Here is a 15,068-nt window from a genome sequence, read left to right on the forward strand (position 1 = left end):
GCATGGGGGCCGGCCGGCTTTCCGACGCCACCCTCGCGGCCGTGCCCGCGAGCGTCGCGCGCCCGCGCTACGACCGCGCGGCCACCCGCGTCGGCATCGTCCACTTCGGTCCCGGCGCGTTCCACCGCGCGCACCAGGCGGCGTACCTCGACGACCTGCTCGCCGATGAGCCGGACTGGGCGATCTGCGCGGTTTCGCTGCACAGCACCGAGGTACGCGATGCGCTGCGCCCGCAGGACGGGCTGTACACGCTGGCCCTGCTCGGCGAAGCGACGCGGCTGCGCGTGATCGGATCGATCCGCGAGATCCTCGCCGCGCGCGACGAGCGCGACGCGGTGCTGGCCCGGCTGGCCGACCCGGCGGTGCGCATCGTCACCCTGACCATCACCGAAAAAGGCTATTGCCTGGCCGGCGACGATCTCGACTTCGCCCATCCGGAAATCGTCCACGACCTGGCGATGCCGGACGCGCCATGCAGCGCGATCGGCTTCGTCGTCGCCGGGCTGTCCGCGCGCCGCAGGGCCGGCCTGGCGGCGTACACCGTGCTCAGCTGCGACAACCTGGCCGACAACGGCGGCAAGCTGCGCCGCGCGGTGCTGCAGTACGCGCGCCGGCTCGACGCCGGCCTCGCCGGCTGGATCGAGTGCGAGGTCGCGTTTCCGCGCTCGATGGTCGACAGCATCACCCCGGCGACCGACGATGCCTTGCGCGGGCGCGTCTCGGCGCAGCTCGGCTGCGGCGACGCCTGGCCGGTGCAGCGCGAGGCCTACGCGCAATGGGTGATCGAGGACGACTTCCGCAACGGCCGCCCGGCGTTCGAGAAGGCCGGCGCCACGATCAGCGACGACATCGCCGGCTACGACCGCGCCAAGCTGCGCCTGCTCAACGGCCCGCACTCGGCGCTGGCCTACCTCGGTTCGCTGCTGCGGATCGAGACCGTTGCCGAAGCGATGCGCGAACCGCGGCTGGCCGGGTTCATCGAACGGCTGATGCGCGAACACGTCGCACCCGGCCTCGCCGCGCCGGCGGGGTTCGACGCCACCGCCTACATCGATGCGATCCTCGAACGCTTCCGCAACCCGGCGATCGCGCACAAGCTCACGCAGATCGCCTGGGACGGCTCGCAGAAGCTGCCGGTGCGCATCTTCGGCACGATCGCCGACGCGCTGGCCGCGGGCCGCGGCATCGACGCGCTGTGCCTGCCGGTCGCGGCGTGGCTGCATTTCGTGCGCCGGCAGGCCAACGCCGGCGTGGCCCTGGTCGACCCGCTCGGTGACGTGCTGGTGTCGATCGCCACGTCATGCAATGGCAATGCGCGGTACGATGTCGATGCCTTCCTCAAGCTCGATGCCGTGTTCGCCGGCATCCGCGGGGAAGCCCGTTTCGTCGCGGCCCTGCGCAACGCCTATGCCCGACTCGGCGACGCCACGCCGCAATCGGTGATGAAGGCACTGGCATGGGGAGGGACATGACCCACCATTGCCATCCATGCGCTCGCGATGGCAATGATCGAAACAGTCTCGATCATTGCCACGGGAACCAAGACCCCACGCTCCTGGCGCTGACCGGGCGATGGAAGGCTTCGTCGTGCGCGGTGAGCTTGCCGATGGCGGCGATTCCGGCTGCGGTGCCGAAGTCGCGCATGCCGCCTGCAGCAGGAGGCCGGGACCAGGATCGCGCGGAAGATCGATTGCATCTGAAACTCCATGCGGTGGTCGATTGACACGATGCAGCAAGCATTTCCGCCTGGAAAAGGCATCATTGGGCAATGGAATGGTAGCGCTACCATCCGATTCGCGCGTGCCGGCAGGCACGCCGATTCCGCAACAGGAAACCGGACGAGACGATGCGCAACAAGAACGCGATGCCGTGGCTGATCCTGCTGTTCCCCGCGACGTTGCAGGCACAGGACCTGCGCCTCAACGAGCAGGAATATTTCGAGGCGCGCGGCGCCGAAGTGCTGGTTTTCGCAGGCAAGCCCGGCGGCCTGTTCAACGACGCCAAGACCGGCGGCGTGGAACTGGTGCATCACGGCGAACGCACCGCCACCAACGGCGACGTGCGCCTCAACCGCACCCCGGAGCAGTGGGATGCGATCGCCGAACTGGTCGAACGCAAGGTCGACGCGCAGCGCCAGCGCATCGAGACGAAGATGCGCTACCCGCAGTTCGACTTCGACTATCGCGTCGAGGTGCAGGCCGATGGCGACGGCGTGGTGCTGCGCGTGCTGCTGGACAAGCCGCTGCCCAGGGCGCTGGAAGGTCGCGCCGGCTTCAACCTGGAATTCGTGCCGGTGGCGTATTTCGGCAAGAGCTACCTGGCCGATGGAAAAACCGGGTTGTTCCCGCGCCATCCTTCGGCGCTGATGGATACCAACGCCAGTGGCGCGACCGAGCCGCGTGCGTTCGCCAGCGGCCGGCGCATCGTGCTGGCGCCGGAAGATCCGATGCATCGCATCACCGTCGAGTCCCGGGGCGACACGCCGCTGCAGTTGTACGACGGGCGCAACAAGGCGCAGAACGGCTGGTACGTGCTGCGCAGTCCGTTGCCGGCGGGGAAGACCGGCAAGGCGGTCGAGTGGAAGGTGAAAGTCGACACCGCGCCCGACTGGCTGCGTGCGCCGGTCATCGCGCATTCGCAGGTCGGCTACCATCCGGCGCAGGACAAGGTCGCGCTGATCGAGCTCGACCGGAACGACACGCCGAAGGCCAGTGCGCGACTGGTGAAGATCGAAGCCGACGGCGCTGAAAGGGCCGTGTTCGAAGGCCCGGCCAGGGACTGGGGCCGCTGGTTGCGTTACCGCTACCTGCAGTTCGATTTCTCGCAGGTGCGCGAAGCCGGCCTGTACCGCATCGATTACGGCGCGCAGCAAAGCGGGGTGTTCCGCATCGACGCGGATGTCTACGCCGATGTCTGGCATCCGACCCTGGACGTGTACCTGCCGGTGCAGATGGACCACGTGCGGGTGCGCGAAGGTTATCGCACCTGGCATGGCGCATCGCATCTGGACGATGCCTTGCAGGCGCCGCCGGACTACGGACACTTCGACCTGTACGCAATGGGCGCGCAGACGGATACGGAATTCGCGCCCTTCGAGCATATTCCCGGCCTGAACAAGGGCGGCTGGCTCGACGCGGGCGACTTCGACATCCGTACCCAGACCCAGTACCACCTGGTCGACTCGCTGGTGCAGGTGTGGGAACGGTTCCGTCCGGAGCGCGACGCCACCACCATCAGCCAGTCCGCGCGCTACGTCGAATTGCACCGGCCCGACGGCAAACCCGACCTGCTGCAGCAGATCGAACACGGCACGCTCTACCTGCTGGGCCAGTACCGTGCCGTCGGCCATGCCATCCACGGCATCGTCGAAGCGCACCTGTACCAGTACCCGCACCTGGGCGATGCGCTGAGCAAGACCGATGGCCTGGTCTACGACAGGTCGCTCGATCCGCATGCGGCGCAGCGCCGGCCCGGCAAGATGTTTGCGCCCGTCACCCAATCGCCGTCGCCGGAGCGGCTGGTGACCCGGCGCGAAGGCGAGCGCAGCGGCGAATTCGACGACCGCTGGGCCTTCACCACCCGCGCTTCGGCGCTGGATTACGGATCGGCCGCGGCCCTCGCCGCCGCCAGTCGCGCACTGCGTGGCTACGACGAGGCGCTGGCGGACGAAGCGCTGTGCACGGCCCGCAAGGTGTGGGACGAAGAGCAGTCGCACCCGCCTTACCCCTACCATTTCGGCAACACCACCGGCGGGCGCTTGGCCGACGAGGAGTTCAAGGCCGCGGTGGAACTGCTGTTGACCACGAAGCAGGACAAATACGCCAAGCGCGTGGCCGCGCTGTTGCCGGACGTGGGCGCGCGCTTCTTCGGCGACAACGTCGCGACCGCGGTGCGCGCGCTGCCGGCGATGGACGCCGCGTACAAGGCGAAGCTGCGCGAACTGGCGCAGGCCTATGTCGCCGGGTTGCGCAAGAGCCAGCAGGAGAACCCCTTCGGCGTGGTCATCACGCGCGCCGGCTGGGCCGGCAATGGCGCGGTGGTGGAACAGGCCATCGCCAACGATTACCTGCGCCGCACCTTCCCCGACCTGCTGGGCGCGGAAGATGTGTATCGCGGCCTGGGCTATCTGTTCGGCGCGCATCCGGGCGCCAGCCATTCCTTCGTTTCCGCCGTCGGCGCGAAGTCCCAATTGGTCGCCTACGGCATGAACCGCGCCGACTTCTCCTACATCGCCGGCGGCGTGGTGCCGGGCGTGCTGGTGCTGCCGCCGGACCTGCCCGAGAACCGCACCAACTGGCCGTTCTTCTGGGGCCAGAACGAATATGTGGTGAACCTGGGCGGCAGTTATCTCTATCTGGCCAATGCGGTGCGCGAAATGCTGGAGGAAAAGTGAAGGCCGCTGCTGCGACGGGCATCGGGCATCGGCGTCACGCGCCATCGGCCTCGCGGCGGATCGGCGCGAAGCGACAAGCTTCCCTGCAGGCAATGCGCGCATCATCGTCCCGGATGGTGGCGCCAACACGAGGTTGCGCATGTTTCCCACACTGACCCGCCATGCCGTCGCCGACGGCGCACGCTGGGCGCTCGATGGCCGTTACCTGCCACCGGATTTCCGCCTTGCCGACTGGTTGGCGCTGCCGCCGTCCGAAGCGCGCGCGGCCCTGTCGCGCCTGCGCTGCGAGGGAACCGCGAGCGCGCCGCTTCTGCCGCCCATCGAGGACGCGCAGGAAGCATGGGCCAGCGGCGTGACCTACCTGAGCAGCCGCCTGGCGCGCGAAGCCGAATCGCAGAGCAGCGACGTGTACGTGCGCGTCTACGATGCGCCGCGCCCGGAGCTGTTCTTCAAGGCCTGTGGCTGGCGCGCCAGGGGCCACGGCCAGCCGATCCGCATTCGCGGCGACAGCGCCTGGAACGTGCCCGAACCGGAACTGGTGCTGGTGCTGGATGCGTCCGGCAACATCGTCGGCTACACGGCGGGCAACGATGTCTCTTCACGCAGCATCGAAGGCGAGAATCCGCTGTACCTGCCGCAGGCCAAGGTCTACGACGGCGCCTGCGCGATGGGCTCGGGCATCCGCCTGTGCGGGCCGGCGCAGTTGCGCGACCTGCCGATCGCGCTGGACATCGTGCGCGCCGGCGCCAGCGTGTTCGCCGGAAGCACCCGCACATCGCAGATCAAGCGCACGCTGGAGGAGCTGGCGGAGTACCTGTTCCGCGAACTGGGCTTCCCGCACGGCGCCTTCCTGTTCACCGGTACCGGCATCGTGCCGGGCGAAGACTTCAGCCTGCAGCCCGGCGATGTCGTGCACGTCGACATCGGCGGGCTGGTGCTGGAAAACCCGGTGCGATAGCCCGTGGACACTGCCCCAAACCACGCGAGCACCGCTCGACGCCGGATGCGCGCGCCGGCGACTGCCCGCGCCTGACGCCGGATAGCCAATGGCCGCCAACGACTTCGATCCGGATTCCCTGCTCGGCGACGGCTCGGCCGTCGCGGCCACGCGCACCTCGGGCGAAGGCCCGCGCGGGAGGCTGCCGATCGACGAGCGTGCGCTGCTGGACCAGCCCAGCGGCCACCTGTTCGGGTTGAGCCTCAACGCCGGCATGGGTTGGCGCGTCGACGAAGTCATGCGCGACCCATTCCTGATCGTCAGCACGCAGGGCGGCCTGCGCGCCGAGGACGGCCGGCCCGTCGCGCTCGGTTTGCACACGGGGCACTGGGAGATCGACCGGCTGGTGCGCACCGCCGCCGAAACCTTCGCCGCGAACCGGGGCTTGCCGTTCTCGGTGATGTGCAGCGATCCGTGCGACGGCCGCTCGCAGGGCACCACCGGCATGTTCGACAGCCTGCCGTATCGCAACGACGCGGCGATCGCGATGCGGCGGCTGATCCGTTCGCTGCCGCAGCGCCGCGGCGTGCTCGGCATCGCGACCTGCGACAAGGGCCTGCCGGCGACGATGATGGCCCTGGCCGGTTGTTCCGACCTGCCGTGCGTGGTCGTGCCCGGCGGCGTGACCCTGCCGGCGCGCGGCGGCGAGGATGCCGGCACCGTGCAGACCCTAGGCGCGCGCTATGCGCATGGCCTGGTCACGCTGGAGCACGCCGCCGAAATGGGCTGCAAGGCTTGCGGTTCGCCGGGCGGCGGCTGCCAGTTCCTCGGCACCGCGGCGACCTCGCAGGTCGTCGCCGAGGCGCTCGGCGTGGCGCTGCCGCACAGTGCGCTGGCGCCGTCGGGCGAGCCGGCGTGGATCGACATCGCGCGGCGTTCGGCGCTGGCGTTGATGCACCTGGCGCGGCGCGGCATCCCGCTCTCGGAAATCCTCACGCGCAAGGCGTTCGAGAACGCGCTGGTCGTGCATGCGGCGTTCGGCGGTTCGACCAACCTGCTGCTGCACGTGCCGGCGATCGCGCACGCCGCGGGCATCGCGCCGCCGACGGTCGCGGACTGGACCCGCGCCAACCACGCCACGCCGCGCCTGGTCGACGCGCTGCCGAACGGCCCGCGCCACCACCCGACCGTGCAGGTGTTCATGGCCGGCGGCGTGCCCGAGGCGATGCTGCACCTGCGCGAGCGCGGCCTGCTGCACCTCGATGCATTGACCGTCAGCGGACGGACCCTCGGCGAGAACCTCGACTGGTGGGAACGGAGCGCCGAACGTGCCGCGTCGCGGGCGCGGCTGCGCGAACTCGATGGCGTCGATCCGGACCGCGTGATCATGGGCGCGGACGCCGCGCGCGCCGCCGGCCTGACCAGCGCGCTGGTGTTCCCGGTCGGCAACCTCGCGCCCAAGGGCTCGGTGATCAAGGCCACCTCGATCGATCCGTCCGTGGTCGACGCCGACGACGTCTATCGCCACACCGGTCGCGTGCGCCTGTTCGCGGCCGAGCACGCGGCGATCCGCGCGATCAAGTCCAGGGGCGGCGACGCGGTGAAGCCGGGGGAAGTGCTGGTCCTCGCCGGCTGCGGCCCCGCCGGCACCGGCATGGAGGAAACCTACCAGGTCACCTCCGCGCTCAAGCACCTGCCGTGGGGCAAGCACGTGCCGGTGATCACCGACGCGCGCTTCTCCGGCGTGTCGACCGGCGCCTGCATCGGCCACGTCGGCCCCGAGGCGCTGGCCGGCGGCCCGCTCGGCAAGCTGCGCGACGGCGACTGGGTGCGCATCGAGATCGACCGCGGCCGCCTGCTCGGCCGCATCGACTTCATCGGCGCCGACCCCGGGCATCCGCTGACCCCGGAGCAGGGCGCGACGCTGCTCGCGCAACGCGACGTGCATCCGGCGCTCGCGCCGCATCCGAAACTGCCCGCCGACACCCGGCTGTGGGCCGCGTTGCAGGCCGCCAGCGGCGGCACCTGGGCCGGCTGCGTCTACGACGCCGACACGATCATCGAAACGCTGCGCGCGGGCCGGGCCGAGCTCGCGCGCCGCGGCAAGGAGCGCAAGGAATGACCTCGATCCTCATCATCCTCGCCGCGATCGCCCTGCAGATCTTCCTGACGGCGAGGAAAGTCAGTCCGTTCCTGTCGCTGCTGTTCGTCGCGATCCTCACCGGGCTGTGCCTGGGCATGTCGCCGCAGCAACTGCTCAAGGCCATCGAGACCGGCGCCGGCAGCACCCTCGGCGGCCTGGCCCTGGTCATCTGCCTGGGTGCGGCGCTGGGGAAGATCCTCGAGGAGAGCGGCGCCGCGGAACGCATCGCGGGCACCCTGGTCGGCGCGTTCGGCGAGAAGAACATCCAGTGGGCGGTACTGCTGACCGGCTTCCTCGTCGGCCTGCCGCTCTACTACAACGCCGGCTTCATCATCCTGATCCCGCTGATCTTCGGGCTGGCCAGGAAGACGGGGTTGCCGCTGCTGTACATCGCCATCCCGACCGCCGCCTCGCTGAGCACCACGCACGGCTTCCTGCCGCCGCACCCGGGCCCGGTGGTGCTGGTGAAGGCGTTCCAGGCGGACATGGGCAAGACCCTGCTGTACGGCCTGCTGATTGCGGTCCCCGCGGTGATCGTCGCCGGGCCGTTCCTCGGCAAGTACATGAAGCGGATCCCCGCACCGGGCTCGGCGCTGTTCTCCACCGCCACCGAACCCAAGTCGCTGCCGGCGGCCTTCCCCTCGTTCTTCTTCGCATTGCTGCCGGTGTTGCTGATCGCGGCGTCGGTGCTGGCCGCCCGCCTGCTGCCCGAGGGCTTCGCGCGGACGACGCTGCTGTTCGCCGGCGATTCCAACATCGCCCTGCTGGTGTCGGTTCTGGCGGCGCTGTGGTACTTCGGCGTGCGCCGCGGCGTCGACATGGACACGCAGACGCGCTGGGTCAACCAGGCCATCTCCGGCATCGCCGTCATCGTGCTGATCATCACTGCCGGCGGCGTGTTCAAGCAGGTGCTCACCGACAGCGGCACCGGCGACTACATCTCCTCGTTCAGCCGGGCCTGGCACATGCCGCCGCTGCTGTTCGCGTGGCTGGTGGCGGCGCTGCTGCGGGTGATGATCGGCTCGGCGACGGTGGCGGGCATCACCGCCGCGGGCGTGGTGTCGCCGCTGCTGGCGACGACGGACGTGTCGCCGGAGCTGCTGGTGCTGTCGGTGGGCGCGGGCAGCGTGTTCTGCTCGCACGTCAACGACTCGGCGTTCTGGATGTTCAAGGAGTTCTTCGGCGTCTCGATGAAGCAGACCTTCCTGTCGTGGACGGTGATGGAAACGACGATCTCGGTCATGGGCCTGGTCGGCGTGCTGCTGCTCGACGTGGTCGTGTGAGCGGAACCGGAGGGCGGGGCAGGGCGGCTGCCCGTCCCTGCCGGCCGCGGGCGGGCCTCAGCCCCGTCGCGCCGCCTCGATCGCGGCGATGTCGATCTTCCTCATCTGCATCATCGCGTCGAAGGCGCGCTTGGCCGCGGCGCGATCCGGATCGGTGAACGCCTCGGTCAACGCGCGTGGCGTGATCTGCCAGGACACGCCCCACTTGTCCTTGCACCAGCCGCAGGCGCTTTCCTGGCCGCCGTTGCCGACGATCGCGTTCCACAGGCGGTCGGTTTCGGCCTGGTCGTCGGTCGCGACCTGGAACGAGAAGGCCTCGTTGTGCTTGAACGCAGGCCCGCCGTTCAGGCCGAGGCAGGGGATGCCCATCACCGTGAACTCGACCGTCAGGACATCGCCCTGCTTGCCATCGGGATAGTCGCCGGGCGCGTGATGGACGGCCTGCACCGCGCTGTCGGGAAACGTTTCGGCGTAGAACCTCGCGGCATCCAGCGCGGTGCCGTCGTACCAGAGGCAGATCGTGTTCTTGCTGACCATGTCGGCCCTCCCAAACCCGGATGGAGACGTGCATCCAGGCTGCGCAGGCAGCCGGGTTGCTCTCGTGCCCATACACATACCACGGGATGCGTGCAGGGACGATCATGCCGCGGCGCAATCCGCGCGCGGCGCTGCCCGCGGTCCTTGCATCCGGCTTCAGGCGGCCGTCGCATTGCCCGCCGCGCGCTGAACGCGACGGCCGGGATTGATGGCCGGTTCACCCGCCCGCGCCCACGCTGGCGCTGCGTGGTCGAAGCGCCGCTTGCGCGCATGTCCCGCACGCGCGATGCGAAAGCGCGCTGCCACGGCATTCCCAACCAAGGAGCGTCGCATGAACTTGCGCAAACCATTTCTGATCTGCGTCGCGGCGGCATCGATGGCGCTGGCCGCGTGCGCAACTTCCCCCGGCCGTGGCGGCAGCGGCTATTACGGCGGCTGCCACGACCGCGGCACCGGGACCCGCATCGGGCCGGGGGGCCAGCCCACCCGCGGCGTCGCCGGCGCGGTGGTCGGCGGCATCCTCGGCGCCGCGGCGGGCCGCGAAATCGCCGACGACAAGCGCGAGGGCCGGCGCAACACCGCCACGGCGGCGGGCGCCGTCGCCGGCGCGGTCGCCGGCAGCGCGATCCAGCGCAGGGCGAACGGCGTGCGCTACAACGTCTACGTGCGCATGGACGACGGGCGCGAGGTCGCGGTCACGCAGGGCGACATCGGCGGCATCCGCGAAGGCTCGTACGTGCGCGTGTACAACGGCCGCGCGACGCTGCGCTGAGCGCGCCCCCGGGCGCGGCTCGCCCGGAAGCGGACGGCCCGGCCCGCCGCGGCTAATGCTCCCGCGGTACCCGCAACACGGCCTCCAGCGCCGGCTTGGGCTTGCGCTCGCGGTCGAACAGCAACGGATAGTTGCTGCGGTTCGGGACCGGGTAGTCGTTCTTCCACGACATGCCGTCGTGCACGCCCCACAGGGTGACGCGGGCGATCTTGTCGCGCTTGCGGTGGAACAGGCGGAACAGCTCGGCGTAGCGGTCGGCGAGCCGCTGCTGCACGTCCGGCGGCAGGCCGTCCTTGTACGGGTCGAGGTAGCGTTCGAACTCGGGCAGCTGGAATTGCGGGTGCAGCAGGCCGGTGCCGATGACCTGGCCTTCCCGGGTCAGCGGCAGCACGTCGACGTCCAGCTCGGTGATCATCACCTTGAGGCCGAGCGCCGCGTACGCATCGATCGCGGCCTCGATGTCGGCCAGGCCCGGATAGTTCAATCCCCAGTGCGCCTGGATGCCGATGCCGTCGATGCGGATGCCGTGCGCCTGCAGCATCTTCGCCATGCGCACGATGCCGTCGCGCTTGGCCGGGCGCTCGGCGTTGAAGTCGTTGTAGTACAGCTCGGCATCCGGCGCGTAGCGGTGGGCGAATTCGAACGCCTTGCGCACCAGCTCGTCGCCGTCGCCGACGGCCTTGACCCAGGCGGTGTCCGCGCGGTACGCGCCGTCTTCGCCGATCACTTCATTGACCACGTCCCAGGCATCGACGCGGCCGGCGTAGCGCCCGGCGACGGTCTCGATGTGCCGGCGCATCCGTTCGATCTGCGCCGCGGGCGCGTTCGGTTTGCCGTTCGCGTCGGAGAAGAACCATGCCGGCGTCTGGTTGTGCCAGACCAGGGTATGGCCGACGACGAACATGCCGTGGCGTTCGCCGAATTCGACGAAGGCGTCGGCCGCGGAGAAGTCGTAGGCGTCCGGTTTCGGACTCACGACCTCGGCCTTCATCACGTTCTCCGGCGTGACCGAGTCGAAGTGGCGCAGGACCAGTTCCCGCGAAGCCATGTCCCGGCCCGAGACGATGTCGTCGTTGACCGCGACGCCGACCAGGAAGTCGCCGGCATAGGCGTCCTTCAGCGTGGCCGCGCCGTGCGGCGCACACGCGCAAAGCACCGTCGAGACGACGGCCAGCAAGGCGGCCAGATGCGCGTTCGCCGCCATCACAGCCGGTACGCCTGCTTCGGCAGGCGATAGGCGAGGTCGGTGGCGAGTTCGGCCGCTTCGTCCTCGTCGATCCGGTGTTCCGCCACCAGCTTCGCCAGCACCGCGCAGTCGATGCGCCGGGCCACGTCGTGGCGCGCGGGGATCGACAGCAAGGCGCGGGTATCGTCGTTGAAGCCGATCGTGTTGTAGAAGCCCGCCGTGCCCAGCGTCTGCTCGCGCAGGCGCCACATGCCCTCGGGCGAATCGTGGAACCACCATGCCGGGCCGAGGAACAGGCACGGATAGTGGCCGGCCAGCGGGCCGAGCTCGCGCGAATAGGCGCTTTCGTCCAGCGTGAACAGGATGAATCTGAAGTCCGGCTCGTTGCCGAAGCGGTCGAGCAGCGGCTTCAGCGCATGCACGTACTCGGTGCGCAGCGGCAGGTCGGCGCCGACGTTGCGGCCGTAGCGTTCGAACAACGCCGGGTTGTGGTTGCGATGGCAGCCCGGGTGCAGTTGCATGACCAGGCCGTCGTCCAGGCTCATCGCCGCCATCTCGGTCAGCATCTGGGCGCGGAACAGTTCGGCTTCGTGCGCGCTGGACTGGCCGCGCACGACCCGGTCGAACAGGGCGCGCGCTTCCCGTTCGGAAAGATCGGCGGTCGCCGCGGTTTCGTGGCCGTGGTCGGTCGACGTGGCGCCCATCTTCGCGAAGAAGCCGCGGCGGTCGCGGTGCGCGCGCAGGTAGCCGTCCCAGGTGTAGACGTTCTCGCCGGTGATCTCGCCGAAGCGTTCCAGGGCGCCGGCGAAGTCCTCGTGCTCCGGATCGATCACGACGTCCGGGCGGTACGCGGTCAGCACGCGGCCGCTCCAGCCGCTGTCGCGGATCGCCCGGTGGTGTTCGAGCGTATCGAGCGGACCTTCGGTGGTGGCGATGACTTCGATGTTGAAGCGCTCGAACAGCGCGCGCGGCCGGAATTCCGGCGTCTGCAGCGCGGCGGTGATCGTGTCGTAGTACCGGTCGGACGTGGTCGCGTCGAGGCGCTGGCGCAGGCCGAACACCTCGAAGAAGACGTGGTTCAGCCACAGCGACGAAGGCGTGCCGCGGAACAGGTGGAAGTTGCCCGCGAACGTGCGCCACGCCTCGCGCGGATCGACGTCGGCGCGCGAACCGTCCCGGCGCGGGATGCCGAGCGCGTCCAGCGGCACGCCCTGGCTGTAGAGCATGCGGAACAGGTAGTGGTCCGGCACCAGCAGCAGCTCGGTGGCGTTGGCGAACGGTGCGTTCTGCGCCCACCACGACGGATCGGTGTGGCCGTGCGGGCTGACGATCGGCAGCTTCGCGACCTGCGCGTACAACCGGCGCGCGATGCCGCGCTGCGCCGGGTCGGACGGGAACAGGCGGTCTTCGTGCAAGGCCAGGGGCTTGGGGGAGGCGTTCATGAATGCCGCCGTTCTTCCGGATTGATGCGGATTGTGCCCCTCTCCCGTTGCACGGGGCGAGGGTTGGCGCGGGGTGGGTCGGCAAGCCGGACCGCGCGCTTGCGCCCGCGTTTGCCCCCCTTCCTGCCTCCCCTGCAAGCGGGGAAAGCGATGTTGGTCGGCGCGGTCATGCCGGAAAGCGTGCGGCCAAGGTTCGGCATGGCCAGTCATCCGACGCCGGGCGCGGCCACGGTGCGGGGTAATGCCGCGCTTCGAGGGCGACCGGTCCGTCGCCCTCGACGAAGCCGGCCGGTTTCCCGGTCGACGGCACGACGACCGGTACGGCGATACGCATTCCGGTACGGTCGCTGCCGGGCAGGAACGGCTGCGCGGCGTGTTCGCCCGCCTGCGGTGCCGGGGCATGCAGCGACAATTTCATTGTCGCCATCCCTTGAAGCCTTCGACCAGATGCACGCGCCACAGGTCGCGGTGCGAGGTCAGGTACAGCGTGCGGCCGTCGTCGCCGAACGTGCAGTTGGAAATCTCGGTGCCGGTGACGATGCGGCCGAGGCGGCGGCCGTCCGGCGCCATCACCAGCACGCCGCCGGGCGCGGTGGCGAAGATCGTGCCGTCGGCCGCGACCTTCATCCCGTCCGGCAGGCCCGGCGCATTCCCGGCGAGCAGGTCGGAGGCGTCGGCGAACACGCGCTTGCCGACGACGTCGCCGGCGGCATCCAGCGCGTAGGCCATCCAGATCGGCCGCTTCGGGTCGGAGTTCGCCACGTACAGCGTTTTCTCGTCCGGCGACAGCGCGATGCCGTTGGGGAAACCCAAGCCGTCATCGACCAGGTGCACCGTGCCGTCGCGATCGATGCGGTAGACGCCGTTGCGCTTCTGTTCCTTCACCGGCGAGTCGTCGAGGCCGGCCAGTCCGTATGGCGGATCGGTGAAGTAGATGCTGCCGTCGCTGCGTTCGACCAGGTCGTTCGGGCTGTTCAGGCGCTGCCCCGCGAAGCGGGAGGCCAGCGTCCTGCGCTCGCGGCTGCCGAGGTCGAGCCGCACCACCGCGCGGTTGCCCGAGTCGGCGACCAGCAACGCGCCGTCGCGGGCGCGCGCCAGCCCGTTCGCGCCGGCCTCGCGCAGGGCGGGATCCGGCTTGCCCGCATAGCCCGACGGGCGCGCGAACACCGACAGGCCGTCGCCGGGCGACCAGCGGTACAGCGTGTTCTCCGGCACGTCGGTGAACAGCAGGTAGCCGCCGTCGTCGGCGATCCACAGCGGGCCTTCCGACCAGGTGAAGCCGTCGGCGAGCTTCTCGAACCTGGCGTCGGCGGCGACGATGGCGTCGAGCGCGGGATCGAAGCGTTCGATGCGGCCCGGCGCCGCGGACGCATCGTTCTTCGCCGGCCCGTCCACGCCGCGTACGTAGCCGCGCAGCCAGGCGAGGGCAGGGCGCTCGCTGCCGTCCTTGCGCACCAGGTTGGCGCCGTACGACCCGCGCCACAGGCCGGGGCGGAAGCCCCACAGGGTAATGCCGGCGACCGCCGGGTGTTCCCAGAACACCGGGAATACGCGCCGGTAGCTCGCCAGCTGTTCGGCATCGCGCTTGCCGTCGATGTCCAGTTCGGTCACGTAGATCGGCAGGCCGCTGGCGGCCAGCAGGTCGAGGCTGGCCTTGTGTACCGGCATCGGCGTTTCGGTGGTGGTGGAGAACGAGTGCGCCTGCACGCCGATGCCGTCGAGCAGCTGCTCGCGGTTCAGCAGGTCGACGATTTCGCGGTAGCGCTTCGCGTCCGCCGGCGTGTTGGTGATGCTGTAGTCGTTGATCAGCAGCTTCGAGTGCGGGAAATACCGGCGCGCCATGCGGAACGATTCGAGGATCCAGTCCCAGCCGCTGGCGCCGGCGCCGCCGAGCGCCTCGAGGTAGTTGCCGCCGCCTTCGTCGTCCTTGCTTGGCGGGTCGTGCAGCGGCTCGTTGACCACTTCGACGAAATCGGCGTCCGGATAGCGCTGCGCGACCGCGGCGAACCATTCCTCGATTTCCTCGCGCTGCTCGGCCGGCGGCAGCTTCTCGATCCATTCCGGCTGCTGGTTGCCCCAGACCAGCACGTGGTAGTGGAACGGGAAACCGTGCTCCCTGGCGAACCTGTACGCGGCATCGACGCCGCGCCAGTCCATCACGTCGCGCACCGCCTCGACCTCGCCCCACTTGCCGGCGTTCTCCGGCGTGACCTTGTTCCAGTACGAGGCGAAGTCCTTCGCCTGCGGCGGACTGTACGCGCTGCCGAGGAATTTCCCCTGTCCCGCGGCGAGCGGGGCGCCCTGCGCGAGCAGCGCGGGCGGCAGCGCGGACAGGACGGCGGCGAGCAGCAATGCGTTTGTCTTGTTCATGGTCA

At 69.7% G+C, this 15,068-nt stretch carries 12 protein-coding genes; 7 read left to right on the forward strand and 5 right to left on the reverse strand.

Features of this window, described 5'->3' with window-relative positions; translation table 11 throughout:
* Positions 1–2 precede the first annotated feature (2 nt).
* From CSC71_RS04665 to CSC71_RS04690, 6 genes are all read left to right on the forward strand, one after another.
* Positions 3–1,472, forward strand: a complete 1,470-nt coding sequence (locus CSC71_RS04665) for a mannitol dehydrogenase family protein (protein ID WP_162373186.1) — start codon at positions 3–5, stop codon at positions 1,470–1,472.
* Positions 1,469–1,723: a hypothetical protein gene (locus CSC71_RS04670; RefSeq protein ID WP_162373187.1), complete on the forward strand. Its 255-nt coding sequence runs from the start codon at positions 1,469–1,471 to the stop codon at positions 1,721–1,723. The genes CSC71_RS04665 and CSC71_RS04670 overlap by 4 nt, the downstream gene beginning before the upstream one ends.
* A 123-nt stretch (positions 1,724–1,846) precedes the next feature.
* Positions 1,847–4,393 carry a glycoside hydrolase family 9 protein gene (locus CSC71_RS04675; RefSeq protein ID WP_211367861.1) on the forward strand — a complete coding sequence of 849 codons (2,547 nt, stop codon included), beginning with the start codon at positions 1,847–1,849 and terminating at the stop codon, positions 4,391–4,393.
* A gap of 139 nt (positions 4,394–4,532) precedes the next feature.
* Complete coding sequence (locus CSC71_RS04680; protein WP_162373188.1) at positions 4,533–5,351, forward strand: fumarylacetoacetate hydrolase family protein; 819 nt, start codon at positions 4,533–4,535, stop codon at positions 5,349–5,351.
* An 88-nt stretch (positions 5,352–5,439) separates the two neighbouring features.
* The gene (locus CSC71_RS04685; RefSeq protein WP_162373189.1) at positions 5,440–7,452 is read left to right on the forward strand and encodes a YjhG/YagF family D-xylonate dehydratase; all 2,013 of its coding nucleotides are present in this window, start codon (positions 5,440–5,442) and stop codon (positions 7,450–7,452) included.
* Positions 7,449–8,756, forward strand: coding sequence for a GntT/GntP/DsdX family permease (locus tag CSC71_RS04690; protein WP_162373190.1), 1,308 nt, complete (start codon positions 7,449–7,451; stop codon positions 8,754–8,756). Before CSC71_RS04685 ends, CSC71_RS04690 begins: the two co-directional genes overlap by 4 nt.
* Positions 8,757–8,813: 57 nt before the next feature.
* Here CSC71_RS04690 and CSC71_RS04695 read toward each other — a convergent pair whose 3' ends face one another.
* On the reverse strand, positions 8,814–9,293 hold the full coding sequence (locus CSC71_RS04695) for a VOC family protein (protein WP_162373191.1): 480 nt from the start codon (positions 9,291–9,293) through the stop codon (positions 8,814–8,816).
* A gap of 331 nt (positions 9,294–9,624) precedes the next feature.
* On the opposite strand from CSC71_RS04695, the gene CSC71_RS04700 reads away from it, so the two are divergent.
* Positions 9,625–10,065 (forward strand): glycine zipper 2TM domain-containing protein, encoded by a 441-nt coding sequence (locus CSC71_RS04700; protein ID WP_162373192.1) that lies wholly within the window; start codon positions 9,625–9,627, stop codon positions 10,063–10,065.
* Between the two features lie 52 nt (positions 10,066–10,117).
* Here CSC71_RS04700 and CSC71_RS04705 read toward each other — a convergent pair whose 3' ends face one another.
* The 4 genes from CSC71_RS04705 to CSC71_RS15730 all read right to left on the reverse strand — a co-directional run bounded on the left by CSC71_RS04705 (position 10,118) and on the right by CSC71_RS15730 (position 15,063).
* Entirely contained in the window at positions 10,118–11,269 is a 1,152-nt protein-coding gene (locus CSC71_RS04705) for an endo-1,4-beta-xylanase (protein WP_162373193.1), read from the reverse strand.
* Positions 11,269–12,693: a glucuronate isomerase gene (gene uxaC / locus CSC71_RS04710; protein ID WP_162373194.1), complete on the reverse strand. Its 1,425-nt coding sequence runs from the start codon at positions 12,691–12,693 to the stop codon at positions 11,269–11,271. Before uxaC ends, CSC71_RS04705 begins: the two co-directional genes overlap by 1 nt.
* A 166-nt stretch (positions 12,694–12,859) precedes the next feature.
* A complete protein-coding gene (locus CSC71_RS04715; RefSeq protein ID WP_162373195.1) occupies positions 12,860–13,111 on the reverse strand; it encodes a hypothetical protein in 252 nt (83 codons plus the stop codon).
* The gene (locus CSC71_RS15730; RefSeq protein WP_425501918.1) at positions 13,108–15,063 is read right to left on the reverse strand and encodes an endo-1,4-beta-xylanase; all 1,956 of its coding nucleotides are present in this window, start codon (positions 15,061–15,063) and stop codon (positions 13,108–13,110) included. The genes CSC71_RS04715 and CSC71_RS15730 overlap by 4 nt, the downstream gene beginning before the upstream one ends.
* Positions 15,064–15,068: the final 5 nt, after the last annotated feature.

The sequence above is a fragment of the Pseudoxanthomonas sangjuensis genome (assembly GCF_010211755.1).
GTDB classification, from domain to species: Bacteria; Pseudomonadota; Gammaproteobacteria; order Xanthomonadales; family Xanthomonadaceae; genus Pseudoxanthomonas_A; species Pseudoxanthomonas_A sangjuensis.

Excerpts from the sequence above, each read along its gene's own strand:
- uxaC (WP_162373194.1), bottom strand. The coding sequence starts at position 12,693 with ATGAACGCCTCCCCCAAGCCCCTGGCCTTGCACGAAGACCGCCTGTTC.
- CSC71_RS04665 (WP_162373186.1), top strand. The coding sequence starts at position 3 with ATGGGGGCCGGCCGGCTTTCCGACGCCACCCTCGCGGCCGTGCCCGCG.
- CSC71_RS04695 (WP_162373191.1), bottom strand. The coding sequence starts at position 9,293 with ATGGTCAGCAAGAACACGATCTGCCTCTGGTACGACGGCACCGCGCTG.
- CSC71_RS04685 (WP_162373189.1), top strand. The coding sequence starts at position 5,440 with ATGGCCGCCAACGACTTCGATCCGGATTCCCTGCTCGGCGACGGCTCG.
- CSC71_RS15730 (WP_425501918.1), bottom strand. The coding sequence starts at position 15,063 with ATGAACAAGACAAACGCATTGCTGCTCGCCGCCGTCCTGTCCGCGCTG.
- CSC71_RS04680 (WP_162373188.1), top strand. The coding sequence starts at position 4,533 with ATGTTTCCCACACTGACCCGCCATGCCGTCGCCGACGGCGCACGCTGG.
- CSC71_RS04715 (WP_162373195.1), bottom strand. The coding sequence starts at position 13,111 with ATGAAATTGTCGCTGCATGCCCCGGCACCGCAGGCGGGCGAACACGCC.
- CSC71_RS04690 (WP_162373190.1), top strand. The coding sequence starts at position 7,449 with ATGACCTCGATCCTCATCATCCTCGCCGCGATCGCCCTGCAGATCTTC.
- CSC71_RS04705 (WP_162373193.1), bottom strand. The coding sequence starts at position 11,269 with ATGGCGGCGAACGCGCATCTGGCCGCCTTGCTGGCCGTCGTCTCGACG.
- CSC71_RS04670 (WP_162373187.1), top strand. The coding sequence starts at position 1,469 with ATGACCCACCATTGCCATCCATGCGCTCGCGATGGCAATGATCGAAAC.
- CSC71_RS04675 (WP_211367861.1), top strand. The coding sequence starts at position 1,847 with ATGCGCAACAAGAACGCGATGCCGTGGCTGATCCTGCTGTTCCCCGCG.
- CSC71_RS04700 (WP_162373192.1), top strand. The coding sequence starts at position 9,625 with ATGAACTTGCGCAAACCATTTCTGATCTGCGTCGCGGCGGCATCGATG.